At 70.2% G+C, this 20,475-nt stretch carries 11 protein-coding genes; 1 reads left to right on the forward strand and 10 read right to left on the reverse strand.

Annotation, left to right across the window (positions count from 1 at the left end; all coding sequences use genetic code 11):
- Nucleotides 1-81: 81 nt before the first annotated feature.
- The 10 genes from ABD767_RS11395 to tsaE all read right to left on the reverse strand — a co-directional run bounded on the left by ABD767_RS11395 (nt 82) and on the right by tsaE (nt 19,255).
- Nucleotides 82-6,801 (reverse strand): two-partner secretion domain-containing protein, encoded by a 6,720-nt coding sequence (locus ABD767_RS11395; RefSeq protein ID WP_103046019.1) that lies wholly within the window; start codon nt 6,799-6,801, stop codon nt 82-84.
- A gap of 12 nt (nt 6,802-6,813) precedes the next feature.
- A complete protein-coding gene (locus ABD767_RS11400) occupies nt 6,814-8,556 on the reverse strand; it encodes a ShlB/FhaC/HecB family hemolysin secretion/activation protein (protein WP_103046018.1) in 1,743 nt (580 codons plus the stop codon).
- Between the two features lie 246 nt (nt 8,557-8,802).
- On the reverse strand, nt 8,803-10,083 hold the full coding sequence (guaD, locus tag ABD767_RS11405; RefSeq protein WP_103046017.1) for a guanine deaminase: 1,281 nt from the start codon (nt 10,081-10,083) through the stop codon (nt 8,803-8,805).
- A 1-nt stretch (nt 10,084) separates the two neighbouring features.
- A complete protein-coding gene (locus ABD767_RS11410) occupies nt 10,085-11,383 on the reverse strand; it encodes a solute carrier family 23 protein (protein ID WP_103046016.1) in 1,299 nt (432 codons plus the stop codon).
- A 76-nt stretch (nt 11,384-11,459) separates the two neighbouring features.
- Entirely contained in the window at nt 11,460-12,431 is a 972-nt protein-coding gene (locus tag ABD767_RS11415; RefSeq protein WP_344869693.1) for a LysR family transcriptional regulator, read from the reverse strand.
- Between the two features lie 46 nt (nt 12,432-12,477).
- Nucleotides 12,478-14,913 (reverse strand): xanthine dehydrogenase molybdopterin binding subunit, encoded by a 2,436-nt coding sequence (xdhB, locus tag ABD767_RS11420; RefSeq protein ID WP_103046014.1) that lies wholly within the window; start codon nt 14,911-14,913, stop codon nt 12,478-12,480.
- Between the two features lie 281 nt (nt 14,914-15,194).
- Nucleotides 15,195-16,748, reverse strand: coding sequence for a xanthine dehydrogenase small subunit (xdhA, locus tag ABD767_RS11425; RefSeq protein ID WP_103045972.1), 1,554 nt, complete (start codon nt 16,746-16,748; stop codon nt 15,195-15,197).
- A gap of 193 nt (nt 16,749-16,941) precedes the next feature.
- Nucleotides 16,942-17,286, reverse strand: coding sequence for a cupin domain-containing protein (locus ABD767_RS11430; protein WP_103045973.1), 345 nt, complete (start codon nt 17,284-17,286; stop codon nt 16,942-16,944).
- Nucleotides 17,287-17,307: 21 nt separating this feature from the next.
- A complete protein-coding gene (locus tag ABD767_RS11435) occupies nt 17,308-18,732 on the reverse strand; it encodes an N-acetylmuramoyl-L-alanine amidase (protein ID WP_103045974.1) in 1,425 nt (474 codons plus the stop codon).
- A complete protein-coding gene (gene tsaE / locus ABD767_RS11440; RefSeq protein WP_103045975.1) occupies nt 18,725-19,255 on the reverse strand; it encodes a tRNA (adenosine(37)-N6)-threonylcarbamoyltransferase complex ATPase subunit type 1 TsaE in 531 nt (176 codons plus the stop codon). The genes ABD767_RS11435 and tsaE overlap by 8 nt, the downstream gene beginning before the upstream one ends.
- Here tsaE and queG point away from each other — a divergent pair.
- On the forward strand, nt 19,238-20,335 hold the full coding sequence (queG, locus tag ABD767_RS11445) for a tRNA epoxyqueuosine(34) reductase QueG (protein WP_344869694.1): 1,098 nt from the start codon (nt 19,238-19,240) through the stop codon (nt 20,333-20,335). The genes tsaE and queG overlap by 18 nt on opposite strands.
- The last annotated feature ends 140 nt before the right edge of the window (nt 20,336-20,475 follow it).

Below are 20,475 nucleotides of genomic sequence, written 5' to 3' on the forward strand. Positions count from 1 at the left end.
GCCAGAAGTGGACCATGCCCATCCGGGATTGGAAGGCCGCGCTGACCCGCTTTACCATTCAGTTCGGAGACCGCATCTCCGTCAATTGAAGTCCGACCCGTTTACACAAAAATTCGGACACGCCCCGTACTGGGCCTCGTCGCTGGCGTGGTCGGCCAGCAGGCGCTGGCCGGTGAGCTGCGCGATCTGTTCGCGGATGAGCTGTTGCTCGTAGAAGCCGTCGCCCAGGCGCTTGAGAGTGGCGCCCGGGTCCAGGCCCAGGGCGCCGAGCATGTAGTCGCTGCTGAGCCACTGGCGGTAGTCGGCGAAGCGCGGGTCGGTCTCCACCAGGTGGGTGGCGCTGGAGCCGGGCATGAGGCTGAAGATGCTGGCCGTGGGCAGCGCGATGGCGGGCAGCGAGCTGCGCATCACGGCGCTTGCGCCGGCGCTGGCGGCCGTGCCGGTGCCGCCAGCGCCGGCCTGGGCCTGGGCGATGTCTGCTGCGGCGAGCGTGCCGACCGCGGCATCCGGCGTGGCGTGCGCGCCTTGGCCCGCCGTGCCGGCTGGCGCATCGATGGCTACGTCGCCGGGTTGCGCCGCGGGGGCGCCAATGGGTGCGATGTGCCCGGTGGCGGCGGTCTCGATGGTGGTGCCGGGGCTCGGGGCCTGGCCGCCGATGGGACTGGATGGGGATGCCGCGGTGTATTCCTGGATCCGGCCGGTGCCCAGGCGGATGGTCTCGTCGATGGTGGTGACGGCGTAGGCGCCGCTGCCGGCCTGGCCGACACGGTGCACGTAGGGGCTGTACTCGACGTTGTCCATGCGCCAGGAGCCCAGGTCCCGCACCTGCCGGGTGCCCAGGGTTTCCTCATTGATGAGTTGCCCGCCCTGGATGTCCAGCCGTGCGCCGGCCAGGATCTGGCTGTTGTCGTTGCGGCCTTCGGCCAGGCGCAGATCCATGTTGCCGCCGCTGACGATTCTTGCGGCCAGGCCGTGGTTGTCGACGACGGTCTGCGTGGTTTCCCGCCGGTTGATGTTGACGACGGTGAAGTGCCGCGAGGCGCGGTTCATGAAGTCGTTGTTGTAGGCCTGGAGTTTTTGCTTGAGAAGGGAGGTGTCGCCGTAGGCGACGCCGAACAGGCTCCAGACCGGGTCATCTTCGGCGTAACTGAAGCGCTGGGGGATGGTTTCCCCCGTCTCCGTGGGCACGTTGATGAATTGGCCGGGCAGTATGTAGGGCGATCTCTGGTAGCCGGCCTCGAAGGGGTAGAGGGTGCTGGGCGCGACGTATTCGTAGCGGTTCACGTCCGGCAGCCCCGTGTCCTGGCGGTCGCTTGCGCATTTGAAGCAGCGCCCCATGTCCGTCTCCAGGTACCTGGGGCCCGAGAGGTTGTGCTCCATGTAGACGTAGGTTTCGGCGGCGCTGTCGACGTACTGCTCCTGCCGGGTGGAGAAGCCGAGGTTCAGGTTGTCCAGCTGCTGTGCGGCCAGCACCATGTCGCCGGCGGACTCGATGGAGGCGCCCGCATTGCGCAGGCGCTGGGCGCTTTGCCCGGCGTGGCCGTCGGCGTCGAGCAGGCCGCCGATGGCCAGGTCGCCGCCGCTGTAGATCAGGGCGCCGTTCTCGTTGGCGATGTCGCGGGCGGCGATGTCCAGCCGCTGGCGCGCCGCGATGCTGCCCGCCTGGCCGTCCTCCTGGCGGTTGAGCAGGGTGTCGGCGCCGATGCTCAGGTGATCGCCGTAGATGCGGCCGCTGCCGGTGTTGTCGAGGATGGCTGCGTCGATGCGGGTGCGGGAGCCGTCGATGAGGCCGCGGTTGGCGAGCTGCCCGGCGGCGGCGACGTGGGTGGCCGCACCGGCGCTCATTTCTCCTGTTGCGGTGTTGTCGATGCCGTTGGCCTGGACGTGTAGCTGCGCGCCTGCGCGCAGGGTGCCCTGGTTGACGATGTCGCCCGCGCTGGAGACGGACAGGTCGCCAAGGGCCTCGATCAGGGACTCGTTGTGCAGGGTTTGCCGCGTGCCCAGGTGCAGGTCGGCGCCGGCCTGCAGCAGGCCCTTGCCCTGCAGGCTGTCGACCGTGGCCGCCATGTCGCGGCCGGCCAGGATGCGTCCCGCATCGTTGTCGAGCCGGGGTGCCTGCGCGGGGGCGGGGCCGGCCGCGCCCACCGCGATGTCCCGGCCCGCCGACAGCAGGCCCTGGGCGTTGTCGATGTGGGTCTGCACGTCGATCTGCGCATCGGCGTCGGCGACGATGCGGCCCTGCGCGTTGGCGAGCGTCTGCGCGGACAGGGCGACGCTGGCGCCTTCGATGCCCAGATCCGCGCCGGCGGTGGCGCCGTTGTCGATGTGGCTTGCGGCCAGCGTGGCCTGGCCGGCCGAGCGGATCAGCCCCGAGCGGTTGTCCAGCGCCGCTGCTGGCGCGCTCAAGGCCAGGTCGCCCATGGCCAGCAGTTGCCCCTGGCGGTTGTCGATGGCGCCCGCGGCGGCAGGATCCAGCGCCAGGTGCATACTGGCGCCCGAGCCGATGAAGCCGTTGCGGTTGTCCAGGCTCGCGGCATGCAATGTCAGCGGGCCGCCGGCCACGATGCCGCCGGCTTGGCCGCCATGCAGCCCGGCCTGGGTGTTGGAGAGGTGTTTCCCGTGGGTGTCGACGTGCAGCCCGCCTTGGGACTGGATGAGGCCGGCGTCGTTGCGCAGCTCGCCGGACTGGATGGACAGGGTGCCGTCGGCGCTCAGGGCGGTGATGTTGCCCTGGAGGTTGTCGATGCGGGCGGTGCCGGCGTCCAGCGCCACGGTCTGCGCGACGATCCGCCCCGCGGTGTTGTCCACGCCAGTGCTGTGGATTTCCAGGGCCTGTGCGGCTTGCAGCGCGCCGCTGCCGTTGGTGAGCTGCTGGTCGATGCGCAGGCCCAGGTCGCCGCCGGTGCTGGCGAGCAGGCCGCCGGTGTTGTCCAGTTCCAAGGCCTGCAGGCTGATGCTGCCCCTGGCCGCGATCTGGCCCTGCCGGTTGATCACGGCATGGCCGACCTGCCCGTCGATGGCCTCTTGGGCGCTCAGGCTGCCGTGGTCGTTGTCGAGGGAGCCGGCCGCCAGCGTGACGCCGGCGCCGGAGGCGATCCGTCCCTGGCGGTTGTCCAGGGCGCCGGTGGTGGCGATGGCGATGTCCCGGCCCGCGGCGGTAAGAATGCTTCCGCCTTGGTTGTCCAGGCTTTGCGCCTGGAGGGTCATGTGCGCGTTGCCGGCAATCGTGCCGCCGCGGTTGCCCAGAGCACCGGTGGCGGTGATCTGCCCGGCCGCGGTGTGGCCGGTTTGCACGAATTCTCCCGCGTCATTGACGATGGTGTGCGCCTGCACCGAGATGCCGTGCGCGCTCAGGCGGGCTGCGGTGTGGTCCAGGAGCGCATCGATTTGCAGTGCGACGTCTCCGTCGATGGTGATTTGCCCCTGGGCGCCTTGCAGCGCGTGCGCCGTGATGGTGGCCCGTGCGTCTGCGTCGGTGGATGACTGCTGCAGGATGCCGTGCTCGTTGTGCAGGGTGCCGGCCACGGAGATGCTCAATGCGCTGCTGTTGCTCGCGATGGTGCCGCCGTCGTTGTCGAGGTCTGCGCCGGTGGTGGCCAGGCGCATGGCGCCGGAGCCGGATTGGGCGATCGTTCCGTTCCGGTTGTCGATGCCTTGCGCGGCGACGTCGACGCGGTGCGCTGCGAGCTGGCCTTGGCGGTTCTGGAGTTCGCCGGTGGTGCTGGCCTGCAGCGCCGCGTTGGAGGCGATGCGTCCGAGGCTGTTGTCCAGCGTTGCGGCCTGGATGTGCAGCAGGGCGTCGGGTGCGGAGGGCGCGTGCTCGATGCGGCCACCGGCATTGGTCAGGGTGCCGTGCACGTCCAGCTGCATGGCGTGCGCATTGGCGAGGATGTGGCCGCCCGTGTTGTCGAGGTCGGCCGTGGTGGCGATGCGCAGGTCTTCGGTGTCGCTGTGGGTGATGCGCCCCTGCCGGTTGGAGATGTCCTGTGCGGAGATGGAGACGCTGCCGGCGTCCAGGCTGCCTTCGTCGTTGTCGAGGTGCCCGGCCAGCTGTACCTGCAGCTGGCCGTTGGTGGCCAGGTGGCCCTGCGCGCCCATGTAGTCGTGGGCCTGCAGGCTCAGCGTGCCTTGGGCGGCGTGTTCGATACGGCCGCCGCGGTTGAGGATGCGTCCGGCCTGCACGGCCAGGTCGTGGGCGTTGGCGCTGATGCTGCCCTCGGAGTTGTCCAGCGTGCCGTGTCCGTCGCCCAGGGTGATGAGCAGGTCGGTATCGCCGGTATGAAGGAGCCGGCCGCCCTGGGTGTTGGCCAGGTTGGCGACGTCCAGGTGCAGGGCCTGGGCGCTGATCAGGCCGCCCGTGTTGCGCAGGGCCTGGCTGCCGGACTGGTTCGCCTGTGCCGACAGTGTCCGGGTTGCGCCGAGCACCGCGCCATCGGTGACGATGTCGTCTTGCAGGGCGTGCAGGATGATGTCGCGGGCGACGGTCTCGCTGTGCGATAGATCCAGGCCCAGGCCTTGCATCTGCAGGTGGCCTGCGGCGAGGTTGCGGCCCTGTGCGCTGAGCAGGCCCTGGGCATGGATGGACAGGCCTGCGTTGCCGGCCAGGCTGCCGTCGGCCTGGATGCCGGCGCCCAACGTGCCCGTGGACTGCAGGTTCGCCGCATGGATGCCGAGGTCCTGCGCCGCGGTGATGCGGCCTTGCCCGTCCTCCAGCGTGTGCGTGACGCTCAGCTGCAGGCCGGCTGCGGAGCGGATGTCGCCGTCGTTGACCAGGCGCGCGGCCGAGGCATCAAGCCCCGCCGCGGCAAAGATGCTGCCCTGGGCATTGGCCAGGGCGCCGGAGACCTGCAGCTGCAGCGCGCCGTCCGAGGCATGGATGCGTCCGCCGCCGTTGTCCAGACTGTCGGCGCGCACTTGCAGGTCGCCGTTGGAGCGCAGCGCTCCCTCCAGGTTGTCGATGTCGCCGCTGCTGCCGATGTCCAGCGTTGCCGCCGAGTCGATGGCGCCGTGGACGTTGGCGATGCGTCCGCCCGCGTGGATGGATGCGTGGGCGGCATTCTGACCATGGCCCAGGGCCGCGATCACGCCATCGTGGTTGAGGATGTCGCCCTGGACGTCCATGTTCAGCAGTCCGGCCTGGAGGCTGCCCCTGGTGTTGTCGACGAGCCCGACGCTGGCATCGAGCCGCTCGCTTGCGTGCAGCGTGCCATCGGTATTGAGAAGGTTGGCCTTTGCGATTGCAAGCGTCGCCAGCTCCAGCGTGCCGTTGCGGTTGTCCAGGTCGTCCGTCGCTGCATGGATCGATCCGCCAGCGTAGATCCGCCCCGCGTCGTTGAGCAGCGCGCCTTCCGCAGCCGTGATGCGGCCGGCGGGAAGTGTCGTTTCAGCAGGAGGGGTCGTCCCGGGTGGCGGTGGGGACTCGCCGCCGCCGCCGTCCTGCGGGAGGTCTTGTCCCGAGCCCGCCCCGGGCGTCGGCCCGCCGTCTGCGCCGGGCGTGCCCGTGCTTTGCGGCGGCTGCGCGCCAATGCTTCCCCCGGCGGTGTTGCTGATGCGTAGTGCCGCGATGTCGGTCTGGCCCGCGCCCGTCTGGCGCATGGTGCCCTGCCGGTTGTCGATGTTGCCCTGGGCGCTGTCCAGCAACAGCCGCGCGGCCTCCAGTGTGCCGCCGTGGCTGTTGTCGATGTCGCCCAGCGCCGCGATCTGCAATGCCGCGCCGTGATCGGTCGTGGCGATCGTCCCGCTGTTGCGCACGGAGCTGGCGGCGATGTCGATCCCTGTGCCTGCGCGCAAGGTGCCGGCGTTGGCGAGTTCTCCGTCTGTGCCCAGGCTCAGCGAGCCCGTGGCGGCAATGGTGCCCGCGCTCCTCACGCCCAGTCCGGCTTCGGTGCCGATGATGAAGATTTTGCCCGCGTACATGCCGCCCAGGTGGGCCACGTCCAGCGCGAACGGGGGAGGTGGGCCGGAGGCCGCGCCCGCGTCGCTGCGCTGCGCGCCCGCGGCGACGTCGGTCTGGTTCGGACCGGCGACCATGCGCAGGTCCTGCGCCCACAGCCCGGCGTTCACGGAGATGGCGCGCGCCAGGATGTGGGCGTAATTGGCCTGCGTGGCGTCCATGCCGCCGCCTTCGATGGCGATCCTGCCGCCTTGCACGTCGAAGCCGTCCAGGCTGCCGCCCGTGCCGTAGCGGGGGCGGCCCGTGGCCAGCGTCACGCCCGCGGCGTTGATGAGCGTGAGCCCGTCCACCACCAGGCCCGAGGGGTTGGCGACGACCACGTCGGCGCGCTGCCCGGCGACTTCCAGCGGGCCCATCAGCCGGGATTGCGCTGACGAGTTCACCTCGTTGACGATGACCCTGGCACCGCCCGCTGCCAGCCAGGGGTTGGCCTGCACCCAGCCGCCCAGCTGGGTCTGTGCCTGGGTGCGGCTGTTGTTGAGGATGGCTCCGCCCTGGCCGACGTCGAACTGCCGGTAGACGTTGCGGCTGACGCCAGCGGCCGAGGGTGTCTGGATGTTGACCAGGGGGACTCCGTTGGCCGCCTGCAGGACGGTGGGGCGTTGGTGCGCTGCCGCGCCGGGGTCGGCGGCGATTTGCGCCAGCGTGCCCTGGGCCGCCAGCAGCAGCGAGGCCGCCGCGAGTAGCCGGGGCGCGGTGCGGAGGGCGGGGGCATCGTATGGCGCGCGCGCAGTGCCCGTTTGCGTGGCGCCGCTGCTGGCTTTGCCGCCGCTGCAGGCGCTCTCCTGCACCGCCATGCGGATGCCGCGGGACTTGTTGAAGATGACGCGGTGAAGGTGCTTGTTCATGGCGGAGCCTCTTCAAAAACTGCAGGCGAGGTTCAGCGCGAGGTTGGCGCGGGAGGTGCGCAGGTGCTCGGGCTTCTTGAGAGGGGTGGACAGCGAGACCTCGTAGGAGAGCGCGCGCCAGGCGCCGCGCACCCCGACGGCTGCGCCCGCCAGGGAGCGGCCGGCCAGGAAGCGGGCCGAAGGGCCGTCGACGTGGCCGCCGTCCAGGCCGACGAAGGCCTCGGCGGCGGCGCCCATGGGCAGGCCGAGGTCGTTGCGCCAGTACCAGCCGCGCTCGGCCAGCAGGGTGCTCTCGCCGTCGAAGCCGCGCACGGTGTAGCGCCCGCCGATGCCGATGCGATCCTGGGGCGTCAGCGGCGTCCTGTTCCACTGTCCGTGCCACGCGCTGGAGTAGCGCAGGCGCTGGCCGGCCATCTCCAGTGTGCCGGCCAGCGCGACGTCGACGGTGAACAGCCGCATGCGCGAAGTGCCTTCGCCCCAGGGCTCCTCGGGGGCGCGCAGCGCGCCGAAGGCGCCCGTGCCGCGCTTGAAGGCCAGGCCAGCGTCCAGCACCGCCTGCCCGAGGTAGCCGCGCCGCGACAGGCTCAGCTCGTAGCCCGCGGTGCGCCGGCGCTGGACTTCGATTTCCGTGTCGTCGATGGCGTTGGACGAGGTGCGGTGAAAGAACCGCACGCCCGCCACGGTCCGGGACGAGGCGTCGCGGTGGATCACGCGGCTGAGCGTGAAGTCCACTGTGCTGGAGGTGCCGCTGTAGATGTAGCTCTGGTAGGCGCCGGCGACGCTCTGGTGGTATTTGTTGCGCGAGCCGGTCAGTGCAGCGAGCCAGTAGCCCATGGGCACCGAGTAGTGCGCGGCGCCGTTGCGCGTGCCCCGGCCGCCGCCGTTGCCGACGCTGCTGCCGGCGCTGACGTACAGCAGGTCGTTCAGGCCCAGCGGGTTGTCCCACGAGACGGTGGCGGTGGCCTGCGTCCTGCCGGTGGCGCGGGTGCCGCCATTGTCAAGCGTCAGGTTGGTGCGCAGGGGCGGTGCCGCGCGGTAGGAGACCACCAGGTCGCTCTGCCCCGGCCCGGCGCCGTCGCCCTCGGCCGGGGCGATCCGGATGTCGGCGCTGGCGTTGGGCACGCGTTGCAGGTTCTCCAGGCCCTGCTCGACGTCGCGCAACTGCAGCAGTTCGCCGCGCGCGGCGGGCAGCGCCGTGGCCAGCGAGGTGTGGCCCGTGCTGTCCGGGCTGAACCGGACATCGCGCAGGACACCCGGAAGGAAGGCGATGGACAGCACCCCGTCCTGCAGGTTCTGGGGCACGGCCATGGTGCGCGAGGTGACGTAGCCGCGCTCCAGCAGGGCCTGCTGCAGGCGCGCCATGACGGCCTCGATGCCTCGGGCGCCCAGGCAGGGCCGGCTCTCCCAGGCGACGCCGGCGGCATCCCGGAGCCAGGGGACGTGGTCGAGCCGGGGGCCTGTGAGGGCGATGGCGTGCAACGGGAAACAAGGGAATTCTTCAGTGGGGATGTCCGGCGCGACCGGTGTGGCCTGTGGCCGCAGGGCGTCGGCGGCGGGCTCCATGCGCTCGCGCAGGGCTTTGTCGCGTTCTTGCTGGCGCTGTTGCTGCTGCCCGTCGATGACCGCGCCCTCGGCCGGCTGCGCCTGCGCCTGCAGGGCGGGCAGGCCCAGGGCCAGCGTGGCGGCGAGGAGCGTCGCCAGGGCCGCTCCCCGATCTGCCCTTCGCGGTTCCGGGGCCGTTGTCGTCTTGTGCATGGTCTTGCCGTGCTAGGCCGGCAGGATGCATGGCTCAAGCCTTTCTCAAGCCTTGTTCGTGCGTCCTGCCCGCCTGGGCGCCCGGGCGTCTCCCTTCTCGGATAGGGCGTGCTTATACACTATTTGATACACAAGTAACTTGATGGGAAACAGGTGGCGGAGCAGGGGCCGCCAAGCTGGGTTGGGCCGGATGTTGTGGCCTGGATGCCCGGCATGGGCCGGGCGGGGCCGTGCCGTTGATGCCGCCTACGCCGTCACCACCCGCTCGACCACCCGGTCGTCGCCCAGCACGATGAGGGCGAACAGCAGTTCTTCCAGGCTCTGGGCGCGCTGCGTGCGGCGCGCCAGCAGCGGTGTGGCCTGGGGGTTGAGGACGATGAAGTCGGCCTCGCTGCCGGGCTGCAGCGTGCCGACGACGCCGTCCAGCCCCAGCGCCTGGGCGGCGCCGCCGGTGTGGCGCCACCACAGCTCGGTGGGCGCCAGGCTCAGGCCCTGCTTGGTCTGGCCCTCGCGCCCGGTGTAGTAGGCGGCCAGCATGGTGTGAAACGGCGACAGGCTGGTGCCGCCGCCCACGTCGCTGGCCAGGCCGTGCAGCATGTTTTGTTCGCGCGCCTGGGCAAAGTCGAAGAAGCCGCTGCCCAGAAACAGGTTGCTCGTGGGGCTGACGGCGGCGGCCGCGCCGGTCTCGTGCATCAGCTGGCGGTCGGTGCCGTCCAGGTAGATGCAGTGGGCGTAGACGGCGCGGCGGCGCAGCAGGCCAAAGCGCTGGTAGACGTCGAGGTAGGAGCGCGCCTGGGGGAACAGCTCGGCCACCCAGCGCACTTCGTCGTGGTTTTCGGCTACGTGCGAGTGAATCCAGGTGTTGCTGTAGCGCGCGGCCAGCTCGCCGGCACCTTGCAGCTGCGCGTCGGTGCTGGTCGGCGCAAAGCGCGGTGTGATGGCGTAGCCCAGGCGTCCCTTGCCGTGCCAGCGCTCGATCAGCGCTTCGCTGTCGATCAGGCTTTGCTCGGTTTCGTCGCGCAGGCCGTCGGGGCTGTGGCGGTCTTGCAGCACCTTGCCGCTGATCATGCGCAGGCGCCGTGCCTGCGCCTGGGTGAAAAAGGCGTCGACCGACGCCGGGTGCGTGGTGGCAAAGGTGAGCGCCGTGGTCACGCCGTTGCGCAGCAGCTCGTCCAGGAAGAAGCCGGCCACCTCGGTGGCGTGGGCCGGGTCGGCAAAGCGTTTTTCCGCGGGAAAGGTGTAGTGCTCCAGCCAGGGCAGCAGGCCGTCGGCGGGCGAGCCGATGACGTCGAGCTGCGGGTAGTGCACGTGCATGTCGATGAAGCCGGGCGCGATGAGGCGCCCGCTCCAGTCGGTCGTGGCCAGGCCCGGATGGCGGGCGACCACGGCGGCGTGGCTGCCGGCGTCGAGCACGTGGGCCACGCCGTCAGCGCCGCGCTCGGTCACCAGCAGCCCGTCGCTGTCGTACAAGGCCTTGCCCTGCGGGTCAAAGCGCAGCAGCTGCGCGCGGTAGGCCTGTCGTGCCATCTCAACCCCCCACGTAGGCAAACTTGAACATGAACAGCGCGGCGATGATCCACACCATCCAGTGCACCTCGCGCACGCGGCCGGTGCACAGCTTGATCAGCGCGTAGCTGATGAAGCCGCAGGCCAGGCCGGTGGCGATGGAGTAGGTGAAGGGCATCATCAGCGCGGTGATGGCCGCGGGGATGGTCTCGGTGGAGTCGTCCCAGTCGATCTCGGTGAGGTCGCGCATCATCAGGCAGCCGACGAAGAATAGCGCCGGCGCCGTGGCGTAGGCGGGCACGACGCCGGCCAGCGGCGCGATGAACAGGCAGGCCAGGAACAGCACCGAGACGGTGAGCGCCGTCAGGCCGGTGCGCCCGCCCGCCTGCACGCCCGAGGCGCTCTCGACGTAGGCGGTGGTGCTGGAGGTGCCCAGCAGCGAGCCGGCGAAGATGGCCGCGCTGTCGGCCAGCAGCGACTTGCTCAGGCGATCCATCTTGCCCGGCACCAGCAGGCCGGCGCGGCGCGCCACGCCCATCAGCGTGCCGGTGGCGTCAAACAGCTCGACCAGGAAGAACACCAGCACGACGTTGAGAAAACCCTTGGTCAGCGCGGTCTTGATGTCGAGCTGCAGGAAGGTAGGCTCGATCGACGGCGGCGCCGAGAAGATGCCGTGGAACTGGTTGCCGCCGAAGAAGAACGAGGCGACGGTGACCGCGATGATGCCGATCAGGATGGCGCCGCGCACGCGCAGGCGGTCGAGCGCCACCATCAGCAGAAAACCGAGCGACGCCAGGATGACCGAGGGCTGGTGCAGGTCGCCCAGCGTGACCAGCGTGGCCTCCGAGCCGACGACGATGCCCGCGCTCTTGAGCGCGATCAGCGCCAGGAACAGGCCGATGCCGACGGTGATGGCAAAGCGCAGCGACTGCGGTATGCCGTCGATGATCATGCGCCGGATGCCGGTGAGCGTGACGACCAGGAACAGGCAGCCCGAGACGAACACCGCGCCCAGCGCCGCCTGCCAGGTAAAGCCCATGTGCAGCACGACGGCGTAGGCGAAGTAGGCGTTCAGCCCCATGCCCGGCGCCATCGCGATGGGGTAGTTGGCGTAGAAGGCCATGACCGCAGTACCCAGCGCCGCGATCAGGCAGGTGGCGACGAACACCGCATCCTTGGGCATGCCCGCGTCGCCCAGGATGGACGGGTTGACGAAGATGATGTAGGCCATCGTCAGGAACGTGGTCAGGCCGGCGATGAGCTCGGTGCGCACGTTGGTGCCATGTTCCTGCAGTTTGAAAACGCGTTCGATCCAGTTCATGGGGTCTCCTTGTTGTCGGTCGTTGGGGCGGTCAATGCGTTGCACGGGGGAACAGGGGCGGGGCGGGGCGGACGGCTTAGCCGTGCGGGGGCGCGGCGGCGCTGCGCACGCGCTCGCGCAGCCAGCGCACCGCGGGCGAGGCGTGGCAGCGCTCGTGCCACAGCTGGTAGTACAGCAGCGGCGGCATGGCCACGGGGCAGGGCAGGATGGCCAGCGGCAGCTGGGCGGCCACGCGCTCGCAGTACTGGCGGCCGGTGGTCAGCACCAGCAGGCTGTCGGCGACGATGGCCGGGATCAGCCCGAAGTAGGCGCTGCGCGCGACGATGTTGCGCGCCAGGCCCTGGCGGTCGAGCATCTGGTCGATGATGCCGCGCGCGCCCAGGTGGGTGGGCATGGGCGCGATGTGCTCGGCGGCCAGCCACTGCGCCACGTCCCAGCCGCGGCGCACCGCCGGGTGGCGGGTGCTGACCAGGCAGACCACCTCGTCGCTGAGCAGGCGCGCCAGGTGCAGGTCGGCCGGGGGCTGCAGCCAGTTGCCGACGACCAGGTCGATCTCACCGCTGGCGAGCTGGCCACGGTAGTCGGCCTCGTGCGTCAGCGCGTGGATGGCCACGTGCGCCTGCGGCGCGCGGTGCTTGATGTCGGCCACCAGGCGCGGCAGAAACAGCGGGTCGAGGTAGTCGCTGGCGGCCAGGTTGAATTGGCGCGTGGTCTGCAGCGGGTCGAACGCCTGCGCCTGGCCAAACAGCTGCTGCGCCGACTGCAGCAGCTGCGCGGTGGGCTCGATCATCTGCACCGCCGCATCGGTCAGCACCATGGCGGCGCCGCTGCGCACCAGCAGCGGGTCGCCGGTGAGGCGGCGCAGGCGCCGCAGCGCGGCCGACACGGCCGGCTGGTGCATGCCCAGGCGCAGCGCGGCGCGCGAGACGCTGCGCTCGACCAGCACCATGTGCAGCACGCGGATCAAGTGCAGGTCGATGCGGTCGAGCGCCTGCCCCGCGGAGGCGGGCGTGGGCGCGGGGCGGTCGTGCGGGGCCGTTGGGGGCATGGGCGCGGCGGCGTGGGTGAAAAGCTGTGGGCGGCGCGCGATGCCTTCAGTGGGCCGCGGCCTGCACCGCGGTGATCGCGCGCAGGATGGCTTCGCTCGTGGCCGGCGCCTGCAGCGGCGGCACGCAGCCGGGCGCGCCGGCCGCGGCAATCGCGTCGCGGATCGCAAAAAAGACCGAGAACGGCAGCAGCAGCGGCGGTTCGCCCACGGCCTTGCTGCGGTGGATGGAGTCCTCGGCGTTGCGCCCCTCGAACAGCCGCACGTTGAAGGTGGGCGGGCAGTCGTTGGCCGTCGGGATCTTGTAGGTGCTGGGCGCGTGCGTCATCAAGAGGCCGCTCTTGGGGTGCCAGACGAGCTCTTCCATCGTCAGCCAACCCATGCCCTGGATGAAGCCGCCCTCGATCTGGCCGATGTCGATCGCCGGGTTGAGCGACTGGCCGACGTCGTGCAGCAGGTCGGCGCGCAGCAGCTTCCACTCGCCGGTCAGCGTGTCGACGACGACCTCGCTCACCGCCGCGCCGTAGGCGTAGTAGTAGAACGGGTGGCCGGTCATGGTTTTTGCGTCCCACGACAGGCCGGGCGTGGCGTAGAAACCGTCGGACCACAGTTGCACGCGCTCCAGGTAGGCGCTGGCGACGACGGCGGAGAAGTCCAGCGTCTTGCCGGCGACGGTGACCTGGTCGTTGGCAAAGCGCACGTCCTCAATCCGCGCGCCATGCTGCTGCGCCACGTGGGCGGCCAGGCGCTGGCGGATTTTTTGCGCCGCATCCTGCGCGGCCTTGCCGTTGAGGTCGGAGCCGGTCGACGCGGCCGTCGCCGAGGTGTTGGCCACCTTGCTGGTGTCGGTGGCGCTGACGCGCACGCGCCCGAAGTTCACGCCCAGCTCGTGCGCCACCACTTGCGCGACCTTGGTGTTCAGGCCCTGGCCCATCTCGGTGCCGCCGTGGTTGACCAGGATGGAGCCGTCCAGGTAGACATGCACCAGCGCGCCCGCCTGGTTCAGGTGCTTGACGTTGAAGCTGATGCCGAACTTGACCGGCGTGAGCGCCAGGCCTTTCTTCAGCACCTCGCTGCCTGCGTTGAAGGCGGCAATCTCCTCGCGCCGCGCGGCGTAGTTGCTGCTGGCCACCAACTGGCCGACCAGCGGCGCAATGATGTTGTCGCTGACGGTTTGGCGGTAGGGCGTGACGTTGTTTTCGCCCACGCCGTAGAAGTTGGCGCGGCGCACCGCCAGCGCGTCCCTGCCCAGGCTGCGGGCGATGCCGTCGAGGATGTACTCGATGCAGATCGCCCCCTGCGGGCCGCCAAAGCCGCGAAACGCGGTGTTGCTCTGCGTGTTCGTCTTGGCGCAAAAACCGTGCATGGCCACCTCGGGCAGCCAGTAGGCGTTGTCGAAGTGGCAGATGGCCCGCGTCATCACCGCGGCCGACAGGTCGGCCGAGTGGCCTGCGTGCGAGACCAGCTGCAGCGCCACGCCCAGGATGCGGCCGTCGTCGTCGTAGCCCACGTCGTACTCGTACCAGAAGCCATGGCGCCGGCCGGTGATCAGGAAGTCGTCGTCGCGGTCCAGGCGCAGCTTGACCGGGCGATCCAGCAGCCGCGCGGCGATCGCCGCGATGCAGGCGAACTGCGCCGACTGCGATTCCTTGCCGCCAAAGCCGCCGCCCATGCGCCGGCATTCGACCAGCACCGCATGCGCCCGCACGCCCAGCGCGTGCGCGACGAGGAACTGCATCTCGCTGGGATGCTGCGTCGAGCAGTGCACATGCATGCCACCGCCCTCCTTGGGCAGGGCGTAGCTGATCTGGCCTTCCAGGTAGAACTGCTCCTGCCCGCCCACGTCCAGGCTGCCGGTCAGGCGGCGGGGGGCGCTGGCGATGGCCGCGCGGATGCCCGACTCGTCCCGGCCGCTGGTGCTGCGCACCAGGTTCATTGGCGGGACGACGTATTGCTGCTTCTCATGCGCCTGGCGCGGCGTCAGCACCGGCTCGGCCGCTTCCACCTTCAGCACGGTCTTGGCCAGTGCGGCGGCGCGGCGTGCCTGCTCGCGCGTGTGGGCGATGACGGCAAACACCGGCTGGCCCAGGAAGCGGATCTCGCCGTCGCACAGGATGGGGTCGTCGTGCAGTACCGAGCCGCAGTTGTTCTCGCCCGGAATGTCGGCCGCGGTGAGCACGCGCACCACGCCGGGCATCGCGCGCACCGCGGCCAGGTCGCTTTCCAGCAGGCGGCCCGCGGCCACGGGCGACAGGCCCAGCGCGCAGTGCAGCGTGCCGGCCAGCTCGGGAATGTCGTCGCAATAAGTGGCGCTGCCGCTGACGTGCAGCTCGGCCGACTCGTGCGGGCGGCTGACGCCGACACGGGCGCCGCCTTCCATGGCGCGCGACTCGGCGGATGCGTTCAGGCGCTGGCGCTGGTTGGCCTGGTAGTCGGCAAAGACGCCAGCGTTTTGCAGCAGTGCAGTAGGGACGGCTTTGTTCATGGTCGTGTCTCCTCAGAGCGTGTTTACGATCTTTTCATAGTGCCCGTTGCCCCGCAAAAGCGGTGGCTGCAAGGCGCAAAGCGCAGCCGGGCTGGTGGCCCGGCGAGTATTTGCAACGCCGCAGACGCTGCTTTTGCGGGGCAACCCTTCGGGCAATGCAGCAAAAAGCCGCACTCAGCGCTGCGCACCTTGTCCAGGCCACCAGCATGGCCTGCGGCGCGCGCCTCGATTGCGGCTTTTTGCTGCATTGCGGGCATCATGAAAAAATCGTAAACACGCTCTCAGGCCAGCACGTGCGGCATCGCGCTGAAGACGTTGCTGTCGGCTTCAATCAGCGGCGCGTCGGCGCGCGTTTGCAGCCACAGCCGCTGGATCAGGTTTTGCGCCACCTGCAGGCGGTAGGCGCTGCTGGCGCGCAAGTCGGTCATCGGTGTGAAGTCCTGCGCCAGTGCCTGCTGGGCGGTGCGCACGCTCTCCCGAGTCCAGGGCCGGCCCAGCAGCGCGGCCTCGGCGTGGGCGGCGCGGCGCACCGTCGCGGCCATGCCGCCAAAGGCCAGGCGGATGGCTGCGACGGCGCCGTCCTGCACCTCGATGCTCATGCCGGCGCACAGCGCGGAGATGTCGCTGTCAAAGCGTTTGCTGACCTTGTAGCCGCGCACCGTGCGCGCCAGCGCCGCCAGCGGCACGGTGATGGACTGCACGAACTCGCCCGCCTGCAGCGCGTTCTTCATGTAGTCCAGGTAGAAGTCGGTCAGCGCCATCTGGCGCGTGGCGCTGCCGCGGCGCAGCACCACGCTGGCGTCCAGCGCCATCAGGATGGGCGCGCAGTCGCCAATCGGCGAGCCGTTGGCCACGTTGCCGCCCATGGTGCCGGCGTGGCGGATGGGCGCAGACGCAAAGCGCAGCCACACCTCGTGCAGGCTGGGCGCGTGCGCGGCGAGTGCGCGCCAGGCGTCCTCCAGCGAGGCGGCGGCGCCGATGTGTAGGCAGCCGCCGCGCTCCTCGATCGCCTGCAATTCGCCGACCTGGCCCAGGTAGATCAGCTCGCCCACGTCGCGCAGCTGCTTGTTGACCCACAGGCCGATGTCGGTGCAGCCGGCCAGCAGCCGCGCCTGGGGGCGCTGCTGGTAGAGCGCGGCGAGCGCGTCCAGCGTGCGCGGCGCGTGGAAGTGATCCTGGCGCGTGCTGCCGTCGTCCAGCGTGCGGCTGGCGGCGTAGTGCAACCCGCCCTGCGGCGGTCGCTGCAGCGGCTGCAGCGCCTGCTCCACGGCGGTGCGGTCCAGCCGCGCGGCGGGCAGGTCGAACATGCGCTGGCCCGCGTCCAGGATGGGGCGGTAGCCGGTGCAGCGGCACAGGTTGCCCGACAGGTCGTCGGCCAGCTGCTGGCGTGTGGGCAGCGGCGCGCCGCCCTGGTGCGCCTCGTAACGGTTGAACAGCGTCATGACGATGCCCGGCGTGCAAAAGCCGCACTGCGCGCCGTGGCAGTCGACCATGGCCTGCTGCGCCGGGTGCAGCGCAGCGCCGCCGTCCTGGCCGGCGGGTGCCAGCGCCGCCAGGTCTTCGACGGTGAACAGCGCCTTGCCGTCGAGCGTCGGCAGGAACTGGATGCAGGCGTTGACGTTGGCCAGCTGCAGCTGGCCGGCGGCGTCCAGCGTGCCGACGACGACGGTGCAGGCGCCGCAGTCGCCTTCGTTGCAGCCTTCCTTGGTGCCGGTGCGCCGCTGGCGCTCACGCAGCCAGTCGAGCACGGTGCAGGTCGTCGCCGCGTCGTGGACGGTGACGATCTGCTGGCGGAAGTAGAACCGGATGGGGGTGGTGTTGTCGTTGTGGTTCATGGTGCGATCCGTGGGGCGCGCCGTTGGTCGGGCTAGCGCCTGGCGGCTGTGGCGATGGCTTATCGTGCGGGGTTGGCACAGCTGCGCCATACCCTGTGCACGATATTCGCCATACGGATCGCGTTATGACACCTGGGTTTTCCCTGTTTTCAGGGCGCTGCGGCGCCCGGGTGGGGCGAATGAGCCCCTGGTGTCAAGCCGGGTTGGCCCGGGGAGCCAGGCAGATGGTCAGCAGCAGCGAGCTGTCGTGCACCGCTTGCAGGCCGTGGGGCGCGTTGCCGTCCAGGTGTACCAGGTCGCCAGCGCGCAGCAGCTCGGTGCCGGTGTCGGTCTGCAGCCGGACCTCGCCTTCCAGGCACTGCAGCGTGATCTCGCCGGGCACGCGGTGCTCGCGCAGCGACTGCCCGCGCGGCAGCACCAGGCGCACCACCTCCAGCTGGCTGGCCTTGAACAGCGCGGTGCTGACGTGCTGCGACAGCTGCGCGCCCAGCGGCGCCAGATGGGCAATCTGGCCGCTTTGCAGATGGGGTTGTGCCATGGGTGGGGTCTCCTCGGTCGGTCACACGCTGCGGCTGCGTGCCAGCGGCGGGTTCTTGGCGAAATAGCGCGTGATGCCGCGCATCAGCGCGTCGGCCAGCTGCTGCTGGTAGCGCGCAGACTTCAGCCGCGCCTCTTCCTGCGGGTTGCTGATGAAGGCGGTCTCGACCAGCACGCTGGGAATGTCGGGCGCCTTCAGCACGGCAAAGCCGGCCTGCTCGACCCGCGGCTTGTGCAGCTTGGCCATCGCGCCGATCTCGCCCAGCAGCGTGCCGCCCAGTTGCAGGCTGTCCTTGATCTGCGCCGTGGTGCTCATGTCCAGCATGACGCGCTGCACGTGCTGGTCCTGCGTCTTGACGTTGACGCCGCCGATCAGGTCGGCCTGGTTTTCCTTGTTGGCCAGCCAGCGCGCGGCCGCGCTGGAGGCGCCGCTCTGGCTGAGCGCGAACACGCTGGCGCCGCGCGCGGCGGGGTTGGTGAAGGCGTCGGCGTGGATGGAGACGAACAGGTCGGCCTGCACGCGCCGCGCCTTCTGCACTCTGGTGGCCAGCGGCACGAAGTAGTCGCCGTCGCGCGTCAGAAAGGCGCGCATGGGGTTGCCGCCCACTTGCGTTGCGTTGATGCGCTCGCGCAGCAGGAGCGCCACCTGCAGCACCACGTCTTTCTCGCGCGTGCCGCCGGGGCCGATGGCGCCGGGGTCTTCGCCGCCATGGCCGGGGTCGAGCGCGACGATGATCATCCGGTCGGTGGCGCGCACCTTGGAGGCGACGGACGGCGTGCCAGGGCGGGCGGGTGCCGCAGCGACTCTCGGAGGCGCTGCGCTGGCAGGCGGCGCAGCGGGCGGGGCTGTGTTGGCGATGGTGTCTTCCAGACCCTCAATGCGTTCGGCGATCAGCGCGCCCAGCGGGTCGCCGCCGGCATCGCGCGGCGTGAAGGGCGCCGGCGCGGGCGCGGCGGCGTGCGGCTGCAGCCGCTCGGCGATCAGCGCGGCCAGCGGGTCGGGCGCCTGGGCCGGGTACAGGTCGAACACCAGCCGGTGCTGGTAGGCAGCAATCGGCGTGAGCGAGAACACCTGCGGCCGCGCCTCCTGCTTGAGGTCGACCACCATGCGCACGACGCCCGGCTGGTTCTGCCCGACGCGGATGCCGGCGATGTTGGGGTCGTCGGGCCGAACCTTGGCGACCAGCTCGCGCAGCGCCGGGTCGAGGTCGATGCCCTCGATGTCGACCGCCAGGCGCGGCGGCGTGGCGACGAAGAACTGCTTGGCGACCAGCGCGCGGTCGGACTCGATGGTGACGCGCGAATAGTCCTGCGCCGGCCACACGCGCACCGCGACGATGCTGGCGCCGCGCGCGATCTGCTGCGCGCCCAGCAGCAACACCAGAGTGCCCGCCTGCAGCAGGCTGCGGCGGGCGGGGTCGGCCGATGGTGGGGGGGTACTACGCATCACGGGAGGGCAGGGCCTGGATCAGGGTCTGGCCCAAAGCGGTTGCAGCATGCAGCGTCACGTGTCGGCGGACATCATCCTCTGCTTCAATGTAAATAGCAAGGTCTGGTGTGGGCAAAAGGCCGGCTGCGTTTTCGGGCCACTCCACCAGCTTGAGGCCGGGGCTGGCGAACAGGTCGCGAAAGCCGGCGTCCTCCCACTCGCGCGGGTCGCTGAAACGGTAGAAGTCGAAGTGCCAGATGGCAAGGTCGCCCGCCTGGTGGGGCTCGACCACCGCGTAGGTCGGGCTCTTGATGCGCCCGGCCACGCCCAGCGCGCGCAGCAGGTGGCGCGCAAAAGTGGTCTTGCCCGCACCCAGGTCGCCGTGCAGCGTGAGCAGCGCGTTGCGCAGGCCCGGCTGGCGCGCCAGCCAGGCGGCAAAGCGGGCGGTTTCGTCCTCGTCGTCCCAGCACAGGCAATGGCCTTGCGCGGGGGCGGGGGAGCGGGCGGTTTCTACAATTTGGCGATGGTCAGCAGCAGTCAATGGATCCACCAGATACGGGCATGGGCGCAGGAGTTGGGATTCTCCCAAATCGGCGTTGCCGGCGTGGATTTGTCCGCCGCCGAGCCGGGATTGCTGCAGTGGCTGGCCCAGGGCTTGCACGGCGAGCTGCACTACATGGAGCGTCACGGCCTCAAGCGCGCGCGCCCGGCCGAGCTGGTGCCGGGCACGGTGAGCGTGATCACCGCGCGCATGCCCTATCTGCCGCGCAGCACGCCGCCCGACTGGCAGCGCCGCGAGCTGGCGCGGCTGGAGCAGCCCGGCGAGGGCGTGGTCTCGCTCTACGCCCGGGGGCGCGACTACCACAAGGTGGTGCGCCAGCGGCTGCAAAAACTGTGCGACCGCATCGAGGAGCTGGCCGGGCCGTTCGGCTACCGTGTGTTCTGCGATTCGGCGCCGGTGCTGGAGAAAGAGCTGGCCAGCCGCAGCGGCCAGGGCTGGCGCGGCAAGCACTCGATGGTGCTCTCGCGCGACGCGGGCTCGATGTTTTTTCTCGGTGAAATCTTTGTCGACTTTGCGCTGGAGGAAACCGAAGCAGTCAGCGCCCACTGCGGCACTTGCACCGCCTGCATCGACGTCTGCCCCACGGGCGCCATCGTCGCGCCCGGCGTGGTCGACGCGCGCCGCTGCATCTCCTACCTCACCATCGAATACCACGGCGCCATTCCCGAAGAGCTGCGCCCGCTGATGGGCAACCACATCTACGGCTGCGACGACTGCCAGACCATCTGCCCGTGGAATAAATACGCGCAGACCACCGAACTGCCCGACTTCGACGAGCGCGCGCCGCTGGTGGGCCAACAGCTGATCGACCTGTTCGCCTGGGACGAGGCGACCTTCCTCAAGCGCACCGAGGGCGGGCCGGTGCGGCGCATCAACCACGAACGCTGGCTGCGCAACATCGCCGTGGCGCTGGGCAATGCGCTGCGCCAGGCGCGCGGCGCAGAGACCGATGCGATCCGCGTCGCGCTGCAGGCGCGGATCGACCACCCCAGCGCCTTGGTGCGCGAGCACGTGGCCTGGGCGCTGGCGCAGGGCGGTGGCGCACCCGGCAATCCATAGCCGGTCGTACCGGCATTCGCCAGGCTTGGATTTGCACCGGCCGGTGGCTGGCGGATCTGCGGAGGCAGCCTTTTCTTCAAACGCATGAGCGGTAACTTTTGTGCGCCGCTCGGCCCACTATCAGGTGTTTTACCAATATC

This window comes from Comamonas faecalis (genome assembly GCF_039538025.1).
Classification (GTDB): domain Bacteria; phylum Pseudomonadota; class Gammaproteobacteria; order Burkholderiales; family Burkholderiaceae_C; genus Comamonas_C; species Comamonas_C faecalis.

Coding starts and splice junctions, on each gene's coding strand:
- ABD767_RS11395 (WP_103046019.1), bottom strand. CDS start 6,801: ATGAACAAGCACCTTCACCGCGTCATCTTCAACAAGTCCCGCGGCATC.
- ABD767_RS11400 (WP_103046018.1), bottom strand. CDS start 8,556: ATGCACAAGACGACAACGGCCCCGGAACCGCGAAGGGCAGATCGGGGA.
- guaD (WP_103046017.1), bottom strand. CDS start 10,083: ATGGCACGACAGGCCTACCGCGCGCAGCTGCTGCGCTTTGACCCGCAG.
- ABD767_RS11410 (WP_103046016.1), bottom strand. CDS start 11,383: ATGAACTGGATCGAACGCGTTTTCAAACTGCAGGAACATGGCACCAAC.
- ABD767_RS11415 (WP_344869693.1), bottom strand. CDS start 12,431: ATGCCCCCAACGGCCCCGCACGACCGCCCCGCGCCCACGCCCGCCTCC.
- xdhB (WP_103046014.1), bottom strand. CDS start 14,913: ATGAACAAAGCCGTCCCTACTGCACTGCTGCAAAACGCTGGCGTCTTT.
- xdhA (WP_103045972.1), bottom strand. CDS start 16,748: ATGAACCACAACGACAACACCACCCCCATCCGGTTCTACTTCCGCCAG.
- ABD767_RS11430 (WP_103045973.1), bottom strand. CDS start 17,286: ATGGCACAACCCCATCTGCAAAGCGGCCAGATTGCCCATCTGGCGCCG.
- ABD767_RS11435 (WP_103045974.1), bottom strand. CDS start 18,732: ATGCGTAGTACCCCCCCACCATCGGCCGACCCCGCCCGCCGCAGCCTG.
- queG (WP_344869694.1), top strand. CDS start 19,238: ATGGTCAGCAGCAGTCAATGGATCCACCAGATACGGGCATGGGCGCAG.